This is a genomic window from Actinokineospora auranticolor (assembly GCF_002934265.1).
GTDB lineage: Bacteria > Actinomycetota > Actinomycetes > Mycobacteriales > Pseudonocardiaceae > Actinokineospora > Actinokineospora auranticolor.
Genome location: NZ_PTIX01000015.1, coordinates 121,314 through 141,401, shown reverse-complemented (window position 1 = coordinate 141,401; position 20,088 = coordinate 121,314). Strand labels below are relative to the sequence as shown.

The window sequence follows — 20,088 nt, the reverse complement described above, 5'->3', positions numbered from 1 at the left end:
CGCGCACCCGGTGGATGCGCGCCCCCTTCTACGGCCGGTCGGGTCAGGGTGGCGTCTCGAAGAACTTCACGCCGTACCCGGTGTTGCTGTTGTCGCCGGGCACGTTCTGGCGGCGGTAGGTGCTGTTGCCCCACCACATGAAGGTGCCGGTGTGCCACAGCCGGTTGTCCCACGAGTACGGCGTGCCCTTGGGGACCGCGTGGTACATCATCGGGAACGGCTGTCCGGCGGGTGGACTGGTGCCGATGTCGCCGTTCTCCAGGACGAAGCTGTTGCTGCCGGGCCCGTTGACCCACAGCGTGGGGTCCCAGCCGTCCATGATGGAGTCGCGGTTGGAGCCGAACTGGCAGCCGTTGGACTTGTACCAGTCCCACACGTAGGTGGGGTCCCCGCCCTTGCGCAGCCGCAGGTCGGCCAGGCAGTACTGGTCGCTCCAGGACCCGTTGGCCGAGTACACGACGTGCAGTTGCCCGTCGGGGTCGCGGATCGGGGCGGGTGCCTCGTTGATGTACGGGTTGCCGACGACCCGCTCCCACGGCTCCCGGGGTTGGGAGATCCGGGCACGGGGGCCGGTGGGTGTGGTCGGATCGCTCATCCGGACCAGGTACAGGTTCTGCTCGACGTTCGTGTCGCCTTCCCAGCCGGACCACACGAACCAGAGTTGGTTGTCGAAGGTGAACGCGGTGCCGTCCACGGCCCACTTGTCGTCGGGCAGCGCCAGTTTCCGGTGGTCGCCGTAGCCGGTGGTCGGCCGGTCGGAGCTGATCACGTACATCCGGTGGGCGTTGCCGCTCCCGGCGGAGAAGTACACGTAGTAGCGGCCGCCGATGACCACCAGTTCCGGCGCCCACACCTCGCCCAACCCCGGGTCGGTCCAGATCCTGCTCCGCGCGGCGCCGCCGAGCCCGGTGGGCGAGGACGACTGCCGGACGTAGAGGCCGCCGCCCTCGGACTCCACCGAGTAGTAGGTGCCGCCGACCCGGATCGCGCTGGGGTCGGCGTTGCGGATGGCGGTCTGGCCCGGGGCGCCGGTGGTGGGTTCGTCCTCGAAGAACTTGAGGCCGTACCCGGTGTCGCTGTTGTCACCGGGTACGTTCTGGCGGCTGTAGGTGCTGTTGCCCCACCAGCTGAACGTGCCGGTGAACCAGTGCCGGTTCGCCCAGTTGTAGGGCGTGCCCTTGGGGACGGCGTGGTACACCAGCGGGAACCTGGGCCCGGCGGGCGGGCTGGTCGAGATGTCGCCGTACTCGAGCACGAAGCTGTGGCTGCCGGGGCCGTCGACGTAGAGCGTCGGGTCCCAGCCCTTCGCGATCGTGGCCCGGTAGGACCCGAACTCGCAGCCGTTGGACTTGTACCAATCCCACACGTACGTCGGGTCCCCGCCCCGGCGCAGCCGCAGGTCCGCGACGCAGTAGTGGTCGGTCCACGACCCGTTGGCCGAGTACACGATGTGCAACTGCCCGTTCGGGTCGCGGATCGGCGCCGGGGCCTCGTTGATGTACGGGTTGCCGGTAATCCGCTCCCACGGCTCGCGGGGCTGCGAGATCCGATACCGCCTGCCGGTGACGTTGGACGGGCTGGTCATCTCCGCGAGGTACAGGTTCTGCTCGACGTTGGTGTCGCCCTCCCACCCCGACCACACGAACCACATCTTGTCGCCGAAGTAGAACGCCGACCCGTCCACCGACCACTTGTCGTCGGGCAGGGCCAGCTTCATCGGCTCGCTGAACGCCCGGTCCGGCACGTTCGACCACGTGTAGTACATGCGCTGCCCGCCCTGGCCGTCGCCGGAGGCGAAGTACACCGCGTACACCTGGGTGCCGAGCGCGGCGTTGAGGCGCGTGATCTTCGGCGCCCACAGGTTCGGCAGGTTCCGCGGCGCCGACCAGATCAGCCTGCGCTCGGCGTCGGCCAGGCCGTGGATGTCGGGGGCGGAGCGGGAGTAGATGTTGCCGCCGTCGGACTCCACCGAGTAGTAGGTGGCGCCCACGCGGATCACGCTCGGGTCCGCGTTGCGGATGCTCTGCCCCGGCGGGCCCGGTGTGGTCGGCGGCCGGACCACCGGCGGCGGGGGCAGCGGCGCGTTCGCGTCCTCGAAGAACCCCAGGCTGTAGCCGGTGTCGACGTTGTCGCCCGGCACGTTCCGCCGCCCGTAGGGGATGTTGTTCCACCAGGTGAACCCGCCGGAGTACCAGACCCGGTTGTCCCACTTGTAGGTCATGCCCTTGGGCACGCCGTGGTACACCAGCGGGAACTTGCGCCCGGCGGGCGGGCTGGTGCCGATGTCGCCGTTCTCCAGCACGAAGCTGTGGTGCCCGGGGCCGTTGACGTTCGCCGTGGCCGTCCAGCCCGACATCATGCTCGCGCCGTCGGAGCCCATCACGCAGCCGTTGGACTTGTACCAGTCCCACACGTACTCCGGGTTGCCCCCGGCTTTGAGCCGCAGGTCGCCCAGGCAGTACTTGTCCGTCCACGACCCGTTGGCCGAGTACACGATGTGCAACCGCCCGTTCGGGTCCTTGATCGGCTCCGGCGCCTCGTTGATGTACGGGTCGCCGGTCACCCGCTCCCACGGCTCGCGGGGCTGCGAGATCCGGAACCGGGCGCCGGTCGGGGTGGTGGGGTCGTTCATGCGCGCCAGGTAGAGGTTCTGTTCGACGTTGGTGTCGCCCTCCCAGCCGGACCACACGAACCAGAGTTGGTTGTCGAAGGTGAACGCGGCGCCGTCGATCGCCCATTTGTCGTCGGGCAGGCCCAGTTTCCGTTCTCGGCCGTAGTCGCGGTCCGGCGCGTCGGAGCCGATCACGTACATCCGGTGCGCGGCGCCTCTGCCGGCGGAGAAGTAGATGTAGTACCGGTCGCCGATCCGCGTCAGCTCGGGTGCCCAGATCTCGCCGAGCCCGTTGTCGGCCCACACCAGGGACCGCAGCGAGTCGCCGAGCCCCTCCGGGCTCGACGCCGACCGCACCATGATCCGGCCGTAGCTCGACTCCACCGAGTAGTAGGTGCTCCCCACGCGGATCACGCTGGGGTCGGCGTTGCGGATGCTCGTGCGGCCCACGGTCGGTTCGGGCAGCCGGTCGAGCCGGTTGTTGTTCGGCTCCACCACCCAGCCCCGCATCTGGGCGTCGGTGACGGTGCCCGCGAACGCGGCGGCGATCTTGCGGGCGCCCGCGTCGTTCGGGCTGAGCCCGTCGGAGTCCAGGTCACCCGTCGTGACCTCCCACATGGCGACCAGCAGCACCTTGTGCCCGGCCCGCTGCTCGTCGGCCACCAGCGCGCGGATCGCGGTGTTCACCTCGGTGATCCGCCGCTGGGTCTGCGGGTCGGCGGCGGGGGTGAGTTCGGCCAGGCCCACCACGATCTCCGGGTTCACCGCCCGCGCCTCGGCGACCAGGCTCCCCAGCCTGCCCGCGAGCCCGTCCTGCCGACCGGCCAGCACGTCGTTGAGCCCGGCCTGCACCAGCGCCACGTTGGGCTGGTACTCGGGGATGTCGCCCTCGCCGCGCTTGACCAGCCGGGTCGTGTCGTCGCCGGGTTTGCCCGTGTAGTTCAGGCCGTTGCCCGCCGACTGGGAGCCGACCAGCTCCACCTGCCCGTCGCGTTTGCGGGAGACCAGGATGGCCAGCGCGCCCAGCATCCCGGCCAGGGTGGTGCCGATCCACGCGCCGGGCGGTTTGTCGGCGTGCACCAGGTTCGCGGTCGTGTTCACCCGCATCGTCGCCGTCGGCGGACTGCCCGCCGCCGCCTGCAGCGGCCCCAACCGGACCGCCAGGTGGTCCGAGGAGCGCATGTCCTCCCGGTCGGGCACCCGGGTGTAGTTGATCTCGGTGGTGACGAAGTAGTCCAGCTCCCCGCCCCGCAGGTGCGTCGCCCGGCCGGAGTTGCGGATCACCGCGTTCGACGGGTAACCGCCGCGGGCCCGCAGTTCGTCGGGGTCGAGGTTGAAGTCGCCGCCGACGGTCCACTGGGCGTCGCGCGGGTTCAGGCCCGCCTCCGCCGCCCACGCCCGGACCCGGTCCTCGATCCGGTTGAGCATCGGCACGACGTCGTTGCCGGTACCCGACAGGGCGTGCATGGTGAAGTACCAGTGGTTGCCGAACCGGATACCGAGCGCGTTGCGACCCGCCGCGACCGGGTTCTCCACGATCCGCGCCTCGTTGGGCTGGTCACGGGTCACGATCGCGATGTTCACCCGCCCCTGGTTGTCGGTCTCCGGGGCGTTCGTGCCGCCCTGGGTCTGGGCGTAGTAGACGTTGTACGTCGTGGTGTCCCGGTCGCCGCCCGGCCGCCACTCGTAGTGGGTGTAGCGGCGCCGCTCCGGAGCCGGGGTCCACCAGTCCACCCCGTCCCCCGCCCCGGGCGGGCCGCCGCTGCCGACCTCCTGCAGCAGCACGACGCGGGCGTTGCGGGCGTAGGCGTGCACGTCGAGGGACCACTTGCCCGCCGCGTCACCCCCGGACGTGCGGCCCTGCATGTTGTTGGTGATCAGGGTCGTGCGGTCCAGCGGCGAGTCGTCGTTCGCCCGCGCCCGCGCCACCGACGGCACCGCGACACCGGTGAGCGCCAGCACCAGGGCGAGCCCGACCGCGACCGGCTCACGCGCCCGCCACCGCGCGGCGCGCCGACGACGCGCGCGGGCGCGCCGGAATATGTGAGGAAATGACATGAAAGAAACGTAACCACGTCACAGACCGACCCCGCGAGCAATTCACCTGAAACCCGCGAAATTCGTTGCCCGCATCGAACCGGAACCTGCCCGAAAATCCCGGATGTCTGCCCGAAAAACTCGAACCGGACATATCTCTATGGGGTCGGCAGGATTCTACCACCCATTTTGTTCTGATACGGACTCCGGCATCTCCGTTTTCGGGCGCTTGCCCGGACCGTCACCCGCAATTCGTTTCCGCGAGGGCCGCGCGCAGACCGGACGCGTGCTCGCGGTGCGCGCGGGCGGTGTCGGGGTCACCGGTCTCGTCGGCGATCCCGGCCAACTCACCCAGGGTCTCGATCTGCCGCAGGGGCTGCCCCATGCGGCCGAACAGGTCCAGCGCCGCCGCCAACCGGGTCCGGGCGCCGTCGAGGTCACCGAGCCCACGCGAGAGCGAACCCCACGTCTGCAGCACGGTCGCCTCCCCCATCACCGCCGTGGTGGCGCGGAACAACGACAGCGCCTCCGCGCACTGCGCCAACGCGGGCTCCGGCGACCCGAGCGCCGCCAGGTTCTGCGCCGAGCGCCACAGCAGGTAGCCCCGCAGCGTGCTGTCCACCGGCGTGCTCTCCCCGGTGGGATGCGCGAAATACGCCACACACGTCGCGTACTCCTCGGCGGCGCCGTGGAAATCACCGCGCCGGTGACGGTTACCGCCCCGGAACATCCGCGCCAGGTGCAGACCGAGCGGGTCCGCGGCCCGGTCGAACAGGTCGACCGCCTCGTCGAGCAGCCACGCCTGGTCGGCGTCCGGGGCACTGTTGGCCAGGTAGACCCGCGACCACGCCTGCTCCCTCAGGTCCCCCACCGCCTCGGCCGCCACCCGGGCCGCCCGCGCCATCTCGGCGGCCGCCACGGGGCGGTCGAACAGGGTGAACTCGGTCCAGGACAGGAAGTTGCGCAACGTCGCCTCGGCGTGCCGATCACCCAGGGCCAGCGCCGACTCCAGGCCCAGGCTGAACACCTCGTGCCAGGTCGCCGCCGTGCCGCCGATCTCGGAGTACCAGTGCATCGCCCGAGCCAAGGCGATCACCTCCTCGTGCCCGCCGCGCGCGGAGGTGGCGCGCAACGCCGCCAGCCAGTTGACCCGCTCCACCTCCAGCCACCGCGCCGCCGCGACGTGATCGGCCAACTCCGGGCACGGCACCCGCGGCGCGCCCGACGGCCGGAAGTAGCCGCCCGCCGCACCGGTCGCCGCCCCCACCAACCACGCCGTCAACCGCCCCCCGGCCTCCGCCACCACCCCGGGCGGCTCATCGCGCGCCAGGCACTCCGCGGCGAACACCCGCAGCAGGTCGTGGAACTGGTACCGGCCCTCCGCCGACGGCTGCAACAGGCTCGCGTCGGCCAACTCCTCCAGAAGGTCATCGGCCTCGTCCGGCGTCGCCCCGGTGAGCGCCACCACCCCGCCCGCCGCGAAATCAGCCCCCGGCACCAACGCCAACCTGCGGAACGCCGTCGCCGCCCGCTCACTCAACTGCCGGTACGACAGGTCGAACACACCCCGCAACCGCAGATCACCCGCCGTCAGCGCGGACAACCGCCTGCCCTGGTCGCGCAACTGCCCGACCAACCGGCCGATCGGCCACCGCGGCCGACTCGCCAACCGGTTCCCCGCGATCCGCAGCGCCAACGGCAACCGCCCGCACAACTCGACCAGCTCCGCCGCCGCCCCCGGCTCGTCGGCCACCCGGTCCGCGCCGACGATCGTCGTCACCAACCGCACCGCCGCCGCCCGCCCCAACACGTCCAACGCGGCCCGCCGCACCCCGGCGAGACCGACCAACATCTGCCTGCTCGTCACCAACGTCAGACACCGGCGCCCACCGACCAGCAGCGGCCGCACCTGCGCCTCGTCCGCGGCGTCGTCGAGCACGATCAACGCCCGCCGGTCCCGCAGCAGCAACCGGCACAGGTTCGCGCGCTGCTCCACCTCGGCAGGCACCCGCACACCATCCACCCCCATCGACCGCAGCACCACGTGCAGCAGATCCGCCGGGGTGCCCGGCCCATCGGACATGCCCCGCAGCCGCAGGAAGATCTGCCCGTCGGGGAACAACTCACCCAACGCGTGCGCGGCACTGGTCGCCACCGCCGTCTTGCCCGTGCCGGGCGGGCCGCTGAGCACCAACACCTGCCCGGCCCTACCACCCGCCGCGACCGCCTCCGCCAACTCCCGCACCTGCGCCAACTCCTCGGCGCGCCCCGCCAGGTCATCGATCGCGGGCGGCAGCACACCGACCACCGCCGGGCTGAACACCGGCGCGCCCGTCGTGGCGGGCGGCGGCGGCACCACCCTCGGCCGCGCCGACCTCGCCGAGGCCAGGAACTCCACCACCTCGACCTCGGACAACGACAGATGGCCCGCCAACGCCGTGACCGTGCGCCGCTGCGGGCTCCGCGCCACCCCGCGCTCGATGTCGCTGATCGCCCGGACGCTGACCCCCGCCCGCTCGGCCAGCTCCTCCTGCGTCAACCGGGCCCGCTCCCGGTGGGTGCGCAACAACGTGCTGAAGACCTCGGGACTCGGCTCCCCCGACGCGGTGGACATGCGCCCAATGAATCACGGCCCGCCGGACGACTTCCAGGGACCACGGTCCCTGGCCACCACCGGCAAGGCGGATAATCCTGCCGGTTCCCCGCCCTCCTGCCGGTGGTTCCGCGTGGCGCCGGGAGCGCGGACGCCGCTGTACTGGTCGCCCACCACGACACCGGACGACTCGTCGCCGGGCAGGCGGAACCGCGCGTTGTGTGGGCAGGTGCGGCCGGGTGACATTCCGCCGGTGCCGACCCGCCGACCGGTGTCGTGGTGCCCGGCCGACCGGGACCCCACGTGGATCGACAACGCCGAGCCGAGACCACGGCATGGTCGTGCGAGTCGCCGCGGCCCGGCACGCCGCACAAGCCGGGGAAGCCCGGCGCGCCGGAGAACGTGTCGCCGCTCCAACGCGACCGCCGGGACACCAGCGGCTCCGCGACAAACGACCGACGACTACCCGGTCACGCCCACCGGGCCTGCCGACGACGCGCCACCGGGGACAGCGAACTCCCACCACGGGCGATCCGGCCGCGCCCCCAACGCCCGCGCCGCCTCCGCACCCGCCTGGCCCACTTCCCGCCTCAGCTCCCCGGCACCGCGCGACTCCGCGTACCGGTACACCGCCCGCGCCGACTCCAGCACCTCCCGGTGCGCCCCGTCCGCGCGGGCCGCGCGCAACGCGCCGAGCCAGTTGGGCAGCTCGTCCACCAGCCACTCGTGCGCGGCGTCCCGATCGAGGATCGGATCCGGCCCGTCAACGGGCCCGGTGTCGTCGCCGTCGCGGTCGGGGTCGAACCACGCCGCCGCCTTCGCCGCCACCCGCAACAGCCAAGCCCGGGCCCGAACCGCCGCACGGGCGACCACGACCGGATCCTCGTCCTGGTCGAGCTGTTCGCTGGCGAACACCTGGATCAGGTCGTGGTGGGTGTAGCGGCCCGGGACCTCCGCCGTGCCGATCAACCCCGCGTCGGCCAACTCCTCCAACGCGGACTCCGCCACCTCCGGCGACAGACCCGACACGACCGCCGCCAACTCCACCGACGTCTCACTGCCCGGCACCAACGCCAACCCGCGGAACACACGCGCCACGTCGGCGGGCAGATGCCGGTACGACAGCTCGAACGCCGTCCGCACCCGCAGGTCACCCGCCGTCAACACCGACAACCTGCGGCGTTGACCGGCGAGCTGTTCAGACAGGTGCTCGATGGTCCACCGGCCCCGACTGGTGAGCCGGTTGCCCGCGATCACCAACGCCAACGGCATCCCCCCGCACAACTCCGCCACACGAGCCGCCGCGGCAGGCTCGGCCGACACCCGCTCAGCACCCGCCACCACCGCCAACAACTCCACCGCGGGCCCAGTCGACAACACCTCCACCGACAACCGGTGCCGCGCGGCCAACCCGGCCAACGTGCCACGACTGGTCACCAACACCATCGACCCCGGCCCACCCTCCAGCAGCGGCCGAACCTGCCCCTCCCACGCGGCGTTGTCCAACACCAGCAGGTGCGCCCGGTCACGCACCAACGACCGGTACAACGCCAACCGGTCCTCCTCATCCCCCGGGATGGCCCGCTCCTCGACACCGAACGCGCCCAACAACCGGTGCAGCGCGAGCGCCGGAGTCAACGGGTCGGCGTCCACACCACGCAGATCCAGAAAACGACAGCCACCGTCGAACCGGTGCGCCAACCGATGACCGGCCTCCACCGCCAACGCCGTCTTGCCCACCCCGGGCAACCCCGACACCAGCACAGTCCGCACACCAGGCCCCACCTCAGCCAACCGAGCCTGCGCGCGCAACTCCCCCAACTCACGATCACGACCGGTGACCTCGATCACCACCGGCGGCAACGCGCACAACCCCGTGTGCGACGACACCTCCTCAGGCGGCTCCACCGCACGCGGCGACGAACGCGCCAACCCCATGAACTCCGACTCGCACTCCCCGGCCAACCCCAGACCGGACGCCAACAGCTCCGCGGTCCGCAGCCGCGGATTGCGGGCCCGCCCGCGCTCCATGTCACAGATGGCCCGCACACTCACCCCGGTCCGCTCGGCCAACTCCTCCTGCGTCAACCCGGCCCGCAACCGGTGGAACCGCAAGAGGTCCCCGAACACGGCGATCCCCACGCACCCTCCCCCCGACGACCACGAGTCTGCCACGGCCCCGACCACACGTGGCCACAATCCCCAACACGACAACGCTTTCCACGCCCGGCAATCACCGGACACCCGGATCCTGCCGGTCGTTCCGCGTGTCACCGCCACCACCCCGCGTGCTGCACTGGATCAACAAGACCAACAGGCACCAGGAAAAGGGGCCACCACCGATGCGATCACCGAACCACACCGTGGTGACACCCAACCGCACCACCGCCTTCGGGCCGCGACTGCGCGACCTCCGAGTCAGCGCGGGCCACACCCAGCGACAACTCGCACACGCCAGCGGACTCAGCGTCCGCGCGATCCGCGACCTCGAAAACGGCCGCGTACAACGCCCCCGCGCGGTCACCCTCCGGCTGCTCGCCGGCGCCCTCGGCCTCAGCGCCCCCCAACTCGACCGGCTCACCCGCGAAACCACACCCCGCCTCCCCCCACGCGGCCCCCTGCTCGGCCGCGAAACCGAACTCGCCGCGCTGACCGCCATGCTCGGCTCCGAACAGCACCGCCTCGTCACGATCACCGGCCTCGAAGGCGTCGGCAAGACCCGACTCGCCCTCGAAGTCGCGCGCACCCTCGACACCGACGACCACCCAACCCCCCTGTGGCTGTCCCCCCACGGCCCACCCCACAACAACCACCACAACGCCAGACGGCTCAGCGACCACATCGGCCACACACGCCGCCTCCTGGTCATCGACGGCGCCCGCCCCGGCGACACCACCGCCACCCACCTCCTCACCACCTGCCCCCGGCTGCGGATCGTCGTCACCACCAGGGACCCCGCCGACCTACCCCCCGACACCCTCTTCCCCCTCGCACCACTGCCCGTGCCGCCCACGGGCACCGAACCCGCCGACCTCGGCGCCGTGCCATCGGTATCCCTGCTGCTCACCCGACTGGCGCGCACCCACCCCGCCTTCCGCCCCAACCCCGACACACTCGCCGACATCGCCCGCATCTGCCGCGCACTCGACGGCCTACCCGCCGCCCTCGAAGCCGCCGCCCGGTGGAGCCTCGTCTACTCCCCCAGACAACTCGCCCAGCAACTCACCACCGACCCGCTCACCGTCGCCCGCGGCCCCGACGGCCACCCCGGACGCGCCACCTTCGCGTCGGTACCCGGCACCGTCGCCGCGCTCAGCCGCCGCCAACGCCACCTGCTCGCCGCCATGTCCCGAGGCACCTCGACCGAACCCGACGGCTACTGGTCGGTCCCGCACCTCGCGCGCACCGTCGACCGCACAGCCGCCGACTGCGCCGACGACATCTACCGACTCCTCGTCCTCGGCGTCGTCCGCCGCGCCGACCACCACCACACCGCGCTGTTCAAGGTGCTCAACATCGTCAGCGAGGCCGGGTGCCACGCCGCCGCCTGAGCCCACCCACGCACCGCGAACAGCGGTAACGCCGCACCACAGCCCTCGCGCGAGCCGCGGTGCGGCCGGAGATCGCGCCTGGCCGGACCGCCGCGGCACCGGGACGCTTCCCCGGCTCCGCGCCCGTCCGACGGCCTCGGGCGGCGCGATCCCGGCGCGGTGGGGCCGGGTGCGACCAGACGCACCCGGCCCCACCTGCGACGACACGCGCCAACACAGCCGATCCACCCGACCCGCGTGGGACAGGAGACAGCCCGATGCACCCCAAAGACACCGAGCAGCCCGACCACACCACCCGGGGGCCGCGGTGACCGTCTTCGACACCCTCGAATCCGCCGCCCGCAGCTACAGCCGCTCCTGGCCGGTCGTGTTCCACCGCGCCCGCGGCGCCCACCTCTACACCGAACGAGGCCGCCCCTACCTCGACTTCTTCGCAGGCGCAGGCGCCCTCAACTACGGGCACAACGAACCATCCCAGAAACAAGCGCTGCTGGAATACCTCGCCGCCGACGGCATCACCCACTCCCCCGACATGTTCACCGCCGCCCGCCGCGAGTTCCTCGAAACCTTCGACGAACTCGTCCTACGACCCCGCGCCGCCGACTACAAAATGATCTTCCCCGGACCCGGCGGCGCCAACGCCGTCCAAGCCGCGCTCACACTCGCCCGCCGCGTCACCGGCCGCACCCCCGTCATCAGCTTCACCCGCGGCTTCCACGGCACCAGCCTCGGCACCCTCGCCGCCAGCGGCGACGGCCGCAAACGCGCCGCCGCCTGCCTACCCCTCACCAACGTCATCCCCATGCCCTACGACGGCTACCTCGGCACCGGCAAACCTGACGCGGCATCTCCCTCGCCTTCGTCACCGGCGCCCTGCGCACCCACTGGAGCGACAACACACTCGAGAAAACCACCCGCGAACGCGGCGACCACGTCAACCAGGCACTGCGCCGCACCGCCGCCACCACCTCAACGAGCGTCCGCGTCCGCGGCCTCGTCTGGGGCCTGGACCTCGGCACCACGGGCGGCCCCGGAACCGCCGCCAAGGTCTGCGCCGCCGCCTTCGACCGCGGCCTGCTCATCACCACCTCCGGAGCACGCGACGAAGTCGTCAAACTCCTCCCACCCCTGACCATCCACGACGACGACCTCGACGAAGGCCTGCACATCGTCCACGACGCCGCCACCAGCGTCCCCAGCCGCTGAACCCCGCAACAACCAGGAAGGACCCATGTCCCCGGACACACCCACGATCAACCTCATCCGCTGGCAAGGCGGCCCGACCACCGAACGCACCACCACCCGCCACCACCTCGACACCGCCCTGCGCCGAACCGGCACGTTCCGAAACGAACTACTGGCAGGCACCCTCGGCCTCCCATTCGACTACTTCACCGCCCGCGCTGAACACGCCACCTGGCCCCAAGACCCGTTCCACACCGACCCCGGCACCTTCACCATCCGCACCGGCACGACCCCACACGACCCGGACACGCTCACCGTCACCCTCGGCGACCTGATGCACCGCTGGACCAACGGCCGCTGGCACGCCCTACGCCACCACCCGCACCCACCCGACGACGAACCACTCACCGTGACGTTCCGCTTCGAAACCGACCCCGCCCGACCACTACCCACACCGGCCAGCCGAGGACGCGCCACGACCCGCCGCACCACCCCGACCACACTCGACGCCGCCCTGTGCGGCGGCGAACGATGAAAATCGTGGCCATGGTCTCCGGCGGCACCGACTCCGTCGTCATGGCCCACCACCTCGCCACCCAAGGACACCACCTACACCTGCTCGCCATCGACTACGGCCAACACCACCGCAAAGAACTGATCTTCGCCGCCGCGACCGCCCACCGACTCGACACCCCCTACGACGAAATCGACCTCCGCGCACTACGCGCCCTCCACCGCGGAACACCCCACACCGGGCACATCCCCAACCGCAACGCCGTCCTGCTGTCCATCGCCTTCGCCCTGGCCACCAGCACCACCGCCCGAGCCGTCGCCATCGGCACCCGAGCCCAAGACCCCGACACCACCCCCGAGCTTCTCCGCCGATTCCGCGACATGCAGCTCACCGCCGACCCCGAACCACTCGACCTGCTCACACCACTGATCGAACTCCCCAAAACCGGCGTCATCGCACTCGGCACCGAACTCGGCATCCCCTGGGAACAAACCTGGACCTGCCTGCACGGCGACGAAGTCCACTGCGGAACCTGCGCCGCCTGCACCGAACGCCGCGCCGCGTTCACCACCCTCGGCCTGACCGACCCCATCCCCTACCGCGAACCACTACCCAACCACCCCTAGCCGCGACTCACGACTCCCGAGGAATCCGCGCCAACCGCGCCGCGCGGTCGGCGCGCCCCTCCGCCCGACCCACGATCCACAACGTCATCAGGTTCTGCACCGGGTGTAACACCCACCGCCACGCCCCGATCACCGGCAACGGCGGCGCCACCCGACCCCGCGCCCGACGCACCACCCGCGACCGCCACGCCATCTGCAACTCGAACAACACGATCCCGATCGCCGCCGGAGCCGCGAACATGATCGACGCCTGCACCCCGTACCCCTTGCTCGCCGCGTGCTCCCAGTTCAGGTAGATCGACCCCGCCAACAACACCAACATCATCAACCGCGGCCCCGCACCCGACCCCGCCGACGACGCGTACCGCTGCGCCAACCCCGCCACGATCAACGCCGCCGCGTCGAACACCAACGACACCGTCGCCGCCAACGGCGTCGGGATCGCGAACGACCGCGCGTAGTCGAACAACGACCACCACGAAATCCCCAACGCCACCACGACCACCACCAACCAGGCCGCCGTCGCCACCCACCGCAACACCCGCGACTCCGCCACCGGCGCGACCCGCTCGGCCACCACCTCGACGCGCTCCCGCACCGGCGCCTCGACCCGCGCCACCACCGGGACCTCGTCGACCACCGCCACGGAAGCCCGCTCACCGACGGGCACCTCGACCGTCGCCAGCTCCTCCACCGGATCCCGACCGAGCGCGTCCAACTCCGCGAGCAACTCCGGCGTCAACCGCACCAGGTTCCCCGTGTCGCCCACACCCCGCTCCCGGCGCCATTTCGACACCACACTCGACGCGTACGAGCGCTTCGTCTCCACACCGTGCCCGGCGAGCCACGCCCGCACACCGGCGGTCGTCGGCGGATCCACCCACGCGCACGCGTAGCGGATCTTGTCCGCCACCCCGGGCAGGGCGTCCAGCGCCGCCGCGTGATCGGCGTCGAGCACGTCGGCGTGGGGCGAGACCGAGACCATGGCACCGTCCTCTTCCAGCACAGCCACCGGAGCGCGCGGGTCGCGTCGACGGCTCGGACACCCAGACGGTGACCTCCGTCCCGACGGCGAGATCACGGTAGCGACCGCGCCACCGACCACCGCGCATCCCCCGAATGGCCCACACCACCCGTCCAGGCCCCGCGCGATACAGCCCGCCAACGCAGCGGAACCCCTCTCCCCCACCACCCCACGTCGGCCGCCCCTCCCCAGACCTCGCAGGCAGCACCACCGCGCCACCGGGCCCGCGGCGTTGACGATCACCGTGGCGGAGGCACGCCCGACCGGGCCCGCCGTCCAGGCGGTTTTTTTGTCTCCACCGGTTCAAGTCCCGGTCTGAGCCTGGACCCATAGTTAATTATCTTGATAGTGAATAGTGGATAGTTAGGTGCAGGAAGATTGATGGCGCGGATAGTGCTGGTCAGCGGGCATACGACGGCCCTGGAGACGGTAAGAAGACCGCCCCCGGACGGGAGTCCGGGGGCGGTCAGTGGCAGTGCGGCAGGTGGGTCAGGCGGGCGGGGTACCCGCGGCGACGAGGACCAGGTCGTCGCCCGGCAGCTCGATGCCGAAGCCGCCACCCGGGTTCACCACCAGGGTCAGACCGGCCAGGGCCTTGGCCAGGTCGCGGCCATCGGCCTGCTGGACGTTCTGCGCGTTCGGCGGCACGAACCGCGGCGACGAGTACACGACCAGGAACTGGCGGCCGTTGGCGTCCACCCCGATGCGCAGGCCGCCGCGGCCGTCGGACTCCAGGATGAACGGTGACTCCATGGCCGCGGCCAGGATCCACTCGTGGGCCAGCCACCCGGCCGCCACGTAGCCCAGCACCTGCTCGAACGGCGTCTGCGGCTCCGGGTAGCCGCGGCGGCGCGGGCTGGGCCGGTACTCGTCGTTGACCCAGGTCTCGCCGGTGAACCGGCCGTCCGGGCCGACCCGGTGGCCGCCCAGCAGGATCGCCGACGGCATGTCCGGGAAGTACTGGGGGTCGGCGTCCGGGTCGGCGCAGTAGACCCAGCCGCCCGGGGTGCGGGCGGCCTCGGCGCGCATCGCGTCGGTGACCGGGGGCAGGCCGGGGTGGTCGGCGACCGAGATCTCCCGGAGGTGCCCGGACCGCACGTACTCGCCGACGGACTCCGGCAGCACGTACCCGACACCGCCCGCCGCCGCCGTCACGGCGACGACCTGCCACGCGGCGCCCGAGATCCGGTACCGGTGGTAGGGCCGCTGGGCGAACTCGGGGGGCAGGCCGCGCTGCTCGAACGGGGTGCCCGCGCGGAACACCAGGTTGCCGTCGGGCCCGCCGTACCGGTCCACGTCCAAGTTCTCGATCATGACCGTGGTGACCGCGGCGAACGCCGCCACCGGCGGGTCGTCGCCCAGCACGGCCAGCGGCGACTGCCAGGCCGGGATCTCCTCCTCCAGCTGGAACTCGAGGTCCTCGGCGTTGACGAACAGCTGCCCGGTCAGGTGCGCGACCGCCTGCCCCACGTCGGCGAAGTCGACCGCGGTGCGCTGGTCCAGGCCCCACTGCACCCGGTACCGGTCGCCGACCCGCAGGATCGACCAGGCGCGGTCGCGCGCGGTGAACAGGCTGTAGAACCGGGGGCTGATCCGCTTCTCGACGATCACGGGTTCGAGCGAGCGCCGTACCTGCTCGGCGAGGGCGTCCGCCGCGGGCTCGTCCCACGGCCTGCCCATGGCGACCGCCGCGGCCCGGTCGAGCACGAGCGTCGGGATGTCGGCGGGCAGCCGGTGCCGCGCGGCCCGGATGTGCTCGAGCAGCGGCATCGCGGGCGGCACGCCGTGCGCGTCCAGGTAGTACGCGGCGGCGCTGGGCCAGACGTAGCGGCCGTCGGTGTGGAAGCCCATGGGCACGGTGCGGTCGGGGTCGAGCTGGTCGACGGTCACGCCGCGCGCGGAGAGCACGACGGGCGCGCCGCGCAGATAGGCCGAGACCGCCGCGCGTTCCCGCGTGCCGAGCACCGGCCGGTACCAGATCGGCTTGCCCGACTCGTCCACGCCGTCGAAGAGCCGCACCGATTCCGGCTCGCCGTCGTAGTCCTCGTCCGCGGCGAAGTAGGCGCGCTGCGACTGCTCGCTGGCGACGGCCAGCCGGAGCAGGCGCTCGGGGGCCAAGGCCAGGTTGCGCGGCATCAACCGCAGCTCGTCGGCCGCGTCCTCCTCCGACATCATGGCCGCGTTCAAGGGGGCTTGGACGTGCGCGGGCCGCTGACCGGGCTTGAACCGGTAGACCTTGTGGTGCCACACGCCCCGGTGGGGCTTGTACTCGCGCGCCCGCATGCGGTGGAACCACTGGCCGACGATGGCGGGTGGCGCCCAGTGCAGCTTGGCGCCGTCGGCCATGGTGACGGTGCTCCAGACCGCCAGCCGCGCCCCGACCGCCTCGCACTCGACCAGCAGCTCGTGCCAGCCCTCCGGGGCGGCGGCGGCGACCGCGCGGTCGATGGCGGCGAGCACGTCCCCGGTCGGACTCGAGTCGACCTCCCACTGGTCGTCCGACGGCGACCCGGGGAACCACACCGCGACGCTCTCGTCGCGGATGCCTTCACGGAGGTGCACGACCAGGCGGCGGCTGCTCAGGTGGCCCGCGAGGGGGTCCACGCCCGCCACCGGGTCGCCGCTGTCGAGGTAGAGGGTGCGCACCGTGACCAGGGACTCGAAGTCGGCGGGCGTCACCTGCTTGACGGTCCGCCCGTCCGGCAGGGTGACGAGCCGCCCGTCGACGGGCGCGCCCGGGTCGACGTACCCGGTCCGCCCCGGCCCCTCCTCGACGACGACCGCGCTATCCCCGCTGAACCCGATGCGCGTGCTCAAGAACCGTCCCCCGTGCGTTGTGTGCGTCCCGCCCCACAATAGGGGTGCCCCACTCCCCCGTTGTGCGGATTCACCCGGCCAGCGCGCCGAATTCGAGCCGCCACGTGTGGAACCAGTCACGGAACCACGGGTGGCGTTCGGCGAGCGGCAGGATCGAGCGGACGGTCTCGGCGTAGTAGGAGCGGGCCTTCTCGGGCCGGGGGTGGGTGTCCAGCCGCTGGACGTTGCTCAGCCGGTCGGCGAGCTTCACCAGGACGGCGTCGTCCGGCGCCGAGCCCAGCCGCGCCAGGTAGGCGGCCCGCGCCTCCTCCCGCCCGACCCCGTCGGCGCGCGGCGGCTTGGTCACCCAGTCGACCAGGGTCGCCACGCGGTGGCCGAAGCGGTCCCGGACCTCGTCGAGGGTGGTGTCGGTGTCCTCCACCACGTCGTGCAGGACGGCGGCCAGCAGGAGGTCGACGTCGGTCACACCGATCCCCTCGACCAGCACGACCGCCGCCTCGAGCAGGTGTTCGACGTACGGCTCCCCCGCGGGCCGCGTCTGGTCGCCGTGCCGCTCGACCGCGAACGCGACCGCTTCGTCGAGCACGGCCAGGTCGCCTTTGGAGAGTCGGTCGGCCCACCGGACGCGCAGGACAGGCCAGCCGTCGCGCGCCGTGAAGATCCGCATCACAGGCCTCGTTTCCGGCGAATGTCTCCGCCTGTAGTCACCCCTGGTAGGAACGCAGCACCCCGCGCAGGACCTCGAGGTTCGCCTCCAGCCGGACGCGGCGGAAGCGACCGGGCTCGGCCTGGTACTCGGCAAGTCCCTCAGGCGAGGTGAAAGCCTGCGCGGGCACGGCGTCACCATTCGGGGGGATGAACTTCACGACCTCGACCGCCGCGGCGACCGCCAACTCGAGCATGCCCGCCGCCCGAACCCGCTCCCCCGCCGAAACCCCACGCGGGTCGGCCCTCACCGCCCCCGCCAACCGCGTGGAGTACCGCATGAACTGCCCGGGGCACAGGATCCGCGACGGCCGATCCCCACCGTAGGCGGGCGGAGGCGGCGGAATCTCCTCGTCGAGTTCGAAGACGAACGTCCGGCCCGCGCCGCACCGGGGGCAGGTGCCCCAGTAGTCGGCGACCAGCGCGCCGCCGGGGTCCGCGCGGAGGGAGTGCTCGACCTGGAGGCGGTGCTCGCCGCAGTGGCAGGGGTGGAGGTCGATGTACAGGCGGCACTCCGGCGCCGAACGCGCGACAAGCATGTGTTCTCCCCGTCCGACCCCCGCTTCGCAGGCCACGCTAGCAGCGCGCGAGGGGCGGCTCACGGGTTATCGGAAACAGACCCCGAACGGATTTCGATTCCACTGTGGACGGTATGGTTCCATCATCCGAGCAGGCCAGGCACACGACCACCATCTCCATGGCGAACCAAGCGTGGACGTGCGCTCACCCAGGTAGCCGCTATCCGTACTTGAGGTGACGGGCCGACTGCCATCCGCAGTGAACTGGAGGACCTCGGGATGTGGGAGCGGGAGCTCGGCGAACTGGTTTCGCTGGCGGGTAACCAACGCGGGTTGGTCACACCTGGGCAAGCAGCGAAGCTGGGGGTCAGCGTCGAGGGGCTCGACCACCTGACAGAGACCCAGCTCATCCGCAGGCTGCCGAACGGCATGTACTACCTCAAGCACACCGACATCTTGGGCCGGAGGACCAACAGCCGTACAGCGATTGGCTTGCCCTGGAACCGGACAAGACCGTGCACGAACGCCACGAGAACGAGCGTGCTGGTGGACATGCGGGAACTGCTCCGCTACATGACTCCCCTCGCCAATAGGGTCCAATACCCATTCCCGGTGCACGGCAGGTCATTCATCGAGTACTTCATGCCGTTGCCGCACCTCGGCAGCCTGTCCCCCGCAACGTCCGGTCGTGCACCATGATGATGTTCCCCAAACAGGTCGAAGAGTACGGCGGATGATGCGCTCCACTCGCGGCACCGTGCTGGGGTCCGGAGCGGACGAGAAGACCATGACAGACGAACTCGTCGCCAACCTCGCCGCGGACGTCGTCAGCCAAAGCCTGTGGCCCGACATCAAGGATCGGTCCATCGTCTGAGCCGACGCCGGACACCGGGCTTCCGACAAGACGAGTACCGACCCGACCGCGCCCGGGTAGCCTCTACCGTGCTTGAGGTGGCGGACTGACCGCCGTCGTCAGGATCTGGGAGGAACCGGGATGTGGGAACGGGAGCTGGGCGAACTGGTGTCGTTGGCCAGGAACCAGCATGGGTTGGCCACGCCTGCGCAGGTGGCGAGACTGGGGATCAGCGCCGAGGGACTCACCCACCTGATGGACATGAGCCTGGTCGAGCGGTTCCCGAACGGGACCTACTACCTCAGCTATACGGACCGGGTTGGGACGATTTACCAACAGTCATATGAAGACTGGCTTTCCCTGGAGCCGCACGAGACGTCGTATGAACGCCGCAAGAACGAGTTGAACGCTGTGATGTCACACGGCGGCGCGGCCCGTCTGCACAGAATCGGCAAATACGTTGGAGCGCGATCGCACTTCACAGTGCGAAATGATCGCGAGGCGCTGCCGAATATTACCTTCACAGTCGCAGAAATCCCCAAAACGGAAGTAATGCGTGTCGAAGGCGTCCCTGTCACCACGCCCCTTCGGACCATCGCCGACCTCGTGGTCGAATGTGGCGGTGGAGCACCCGAGCGCCTGGTTTCCGATGCGGCGCATCTCGATCTCGTGGACCTGCGAGAACTGCTCGCCTACATGATCCCATTGGCCACGAAGGTCAGGTATCCATTCCCGATCCACGGCAGAGCGTTCATTGAATACTTCGCGCCAGATCTACACCTCGGCAGCCTGTCTCCGCGCAACGTGCGGTCGGCCACAGCAATGATGTTCCCCCAACAGGTCGAGGACATGCTGCCGGAAGCGCGACGTCTGCTGCACTCCACCCGCAGCATCGTGCTGGGGTCCGCGGCGGACGAGAAGACGGTGACCGACGAACTCGTCGCCAACCTGGCCGCGGACATCGTCAGCCAAAGCCTGTGGCCCGACATCAAGGACCGGTCCATCGTCTGAGCAGAGCCCGTCGACACGGCGTCTCGCGCACACCGGCGCGGTG

At 71.0% G+C, this 20,088-nt stretch carries 13 protein-coding genes and 1 pseudogene; 7 read left to right on the top strand and 7 right to left on the bottom strand.

Annotated features, from left to right (window positions below; translation table 11 throughout):
• Positions 1-43 precede the first annotated feature (43 nt).
• The 3 genes from CLV40_RS39080 to CLV40_RS24595 form a co-directional block, all read right to left on the bottom strand.
• Positions 44-4,669 carry a family 43 glycosylhydrolase gene (locus CLV40_RS39080; protein WP_219824094.1) on the bottom strand — a complete coding sequence of 1,542 codons (4,626 nt, stop codon included), beginning with the start codon at positions 4,667-4,669 and terminating at the stop codon, positions 44-46.
• Between the two features lie 220 nt (positions 4,670-4,889).
• A complete protein-coding gene (locus CLV40_RS24605) occupies positions 4,890-7,262 on the bottom strand; it encodes an ATP-binding protein (protein ID WP_104481361.1) in 2,373 nt (790 codons plus the stop codon).
• 441 nt (positions 7,263-7,703) lie between these two features.
• The gene (locus CLV40_RS24595; protein WP_104481399.1) at positions 7,704-9,383 is read right to left on the bottom strand and encodes a helix-turn-helix domain-containing protein; all 1,680 of its coding nucleotides are present in this window, start codon (positions 9,381-9,383) and stop codon (positions 7,704-7,706) included.
• 200 nt (positions 9,384-9,583) lie between these two features.
• Here CLV40_RS24595 and CLV40_RS24590 point away from each other — a divergent pair, with 200 nt between their 5' ends.
• The 4 genes and pseudogenes from CLV40_RS24590 (at position 9,584) to CLV40_RS24575 (ending at position 13,117) form a co-directional block, all read left to right on the top strand.
• Positions 9,584-10,792, top strand: a complete 1,209-nt coding sequence (locus tag CLV40_RS24590) for a helix-turn-helix domain-containing protein (RefSeq protein ID WP_146108226.1) — start codon at positions 9,584-9,586, stop codon at positions 10,790-10,792.
• Between the two features lie 307 nt (positions 10,793-11,099).
• Positions 11,100-11,998 (top strand): annotated as a pseudogene (locus tag CLV40_RS24585) (aminotransferase class III-fold pyridoxal phosphate-dependent enzyme).
• A gap of 25 nt (positions 11,999-12,023) precedes the next feature.
• Entirely contained in the window at positions 12,024-12,512 is a 489-nt protein-coding gene (locus CLV40_RS24580; RefSeq protein ID WP_104481358.1) for an isopenicillin N synthase family oxygenase, read from the top strand.
• A gap of 11 nt (positions 12,513-12,523) precedes the next feature.
• Positions 12,524-13,117: a 7-cyano-7-deazaguanine synthase gene (locus CLV40_RS24575; protein WP_245931545.1), complete on the top strand. Its 594-nt coding sequence runs from the start codon at positions 12,524-12,526 to the stop codon at positions 13,115-13,117.
• Between the two features lie 7 nt (positions 13,118-13,124).
• Here the strand turns inward: CLV40_RS24575 and CLV40_RS24570 are convergent, their stop codons facing one another.
• The 4 genes from CLV40_RS24570 to CLV40_RS24555 all read right to left on the bottom strand — a co-directional run bounded on the left by CLV40_RS24570 (position 13,125) and on the right by CLV40_RS24555 (position 18,202).
• Positions 13,125-14,102 (bottom strand): DUF2637 domain-containing protein, encoded by a 978-nt coding sequence (locus CLV40_RS24570; protein WP_104481356.1) that lies wholly within the window; start codon positions 14,100-14,102, stop codon positions 13,125-13,127.
• A gap of 528 nt (positions 14,103-14,630) precedes the next feature.
• Positions 14,631-16,958, bottom strand: coding sequence for a glycohydrolase toxin TNT-related protein (locus CLV40_RS24565; RefSeq protein WP_104481355.1), 2,328 nt, complete (start codon positions 16,956-16,958; stop codon positions 14,631-14,633).
• A 70-nt stretch (positions 16,959-17,028) separates the two neighbouring features.
• Positions 17,029-17,625 carry an HD domain-containing protein gene (locus tag CLV40_RS24560; RefSeq protein ID WP_104481354.1) on the bottom strand — a complete coding sequence of 199 codons (597 nt, stop codon included), beginning with the start codon at positions 17,623-17,625 and terminating at the stop codon, positions 17,029-17,031.
• Between the two features lie 37 nt (positions 17,626-17,662).
• Positions 17,663-18,202, bottom strand: a complete 540-nt coding sequence (locus CLV40_RS24555) for a hypothetical protein (protein WP_104481353.1) — start codon at positions 18,200-18,202, stop codon at positions 17,663-17,665.
• A 258-nt stretch (positions 18,203-18,460) separates the two neighbouring features.
• Here CLV40_RS24555 and CLV40_RS24550 point away from each other — a divergent pair, with 258 nt between their 5' ends.
• The 3 genes from CLV40_RS24550 (at position 18,461) to CLV40_RS24545 (ending at position 20,045) form a co-directional block, all read left to right on the top strand.
• Positions 18,461-18,880 carry a type IV toxin-antitoxin system AbiEi family antitoxin domain-containing protein gene (locus tag CLV40_RS24550; protein WP_104481352.1) on the top strand — a complete coding sequence of 140 codons (420 nt, stop codon included), beginning with the start codon at positions 18,461-18,463 and terminating at the stop codon, positions 18,878-18,880.
• Between the two features lie 34 nt (positions 18,881-18,914).
• Positions 18,915-19,055, top strand: a complete 141-nt coding sequence (locus CLV40_RS38295; RefSeq protein ID WP_181043712.1) for a hypothetical protein — start codon at positions 18,915-18,917, stop codon at positions 19,053-19,055.
• A gap of 120 nt (positions 19,056-19,175) precedes the next feature.
• The gene (locus CLV40_RS24545; RefSeq protein WP_104481351.1) at positions 19,176-20,045 is read left to right on the top strand and encodes a type IV toxin-antitoxin system AbiEi family antitoxin domain-containing protein; all 870 of its coding nucleotides are present in this window, start codon (positions 19,176-19,178) and stop codon (positions 20,043-20,045) included.
• The last annotated feature ends 43 nt before the right edge of the window (positions 20,046-20,088 follow it).

Bases quoted from the DNA above. Each gene is read 5' to 3' on its own strand.
- CLV40_RS39080 (WP_219824094.1), bottom strand. From the start codon at position 4,669: ATGTCATTTCCTCACATATTCCGGCGCGCCCGCGCGCGTCGTCGGCGC.
- CLV40_RS24605 (WP_104481361.1), bottom strand. From the start codon at position 7,262: ATGTCCACCGCGTCGGGGGAGCCGAGTCCCGAGGTCTTCAGCACGTTG.
- CLV40_RS24590 (WP_146108226.1), top strand. From the start codon at position 9,584: ATGCGATCACCGAACCACACCGTGGTGACACCCAACCGCACCACCGCC.
- CLV40_RS24580 (WP_104481358.1), top strand. From the start codon at position 12,024: ATGTCCCCGGACACACCCACGATCAACCTCATCCGCTGGCAAGGCGGC.
- CLV40_RS24575 (WP_245931545.1), top strand. From the start codon at position 12,524: ATGGTCTCCGGCGGCACCGACTCCGTCGTCATGGCCCACCACCTCGCC.
- CLV40_RS24570 (WP_104481356.1), bottom strand. From the start codon at position 14,102: ATGGTCTCGGTCTCGCCCCACGCCGACGTGCTCGACGCCGATCACGCG.
- CLV40_RS24560 (WP_104481354.1), bottom strand. From the start codon at position 17,625: ATGCGGATCTTCACGGCGCGCGACGGCTGGCCTGTCCTGCGCGTCCGG.
- CLV40_RS24555 (WP_104481353.1), bottom strand. From the start codon at position 18,202: ATGCTTGTCGCGCGTTCGGCGCCGGAGTGCCGCCTGTACATCGACCTC.
- CLV40_RS24550 (WP_104481352.1), top strand. From the start codon at position 18,461: ATGTGGGAGCGGGAGCTCGGCGAACTGGTTTCGCTGGCGGGTAACCAA.
- CLV40_RS38295 (WP_181043712.1), top strand. From the start codon at position 18,915: ATGATGCGCTCCACTCGCGGCACCGTGCTGGGGTCCGGAGCGGACGAG.
- CLV40_RS24545 (WP_104481351.1), top strand. From the start codon at position 19,176: ATGTGGGAACGGGAGCTGGGCGAACTGGTGTCGTTGGCCAGGAACCAG.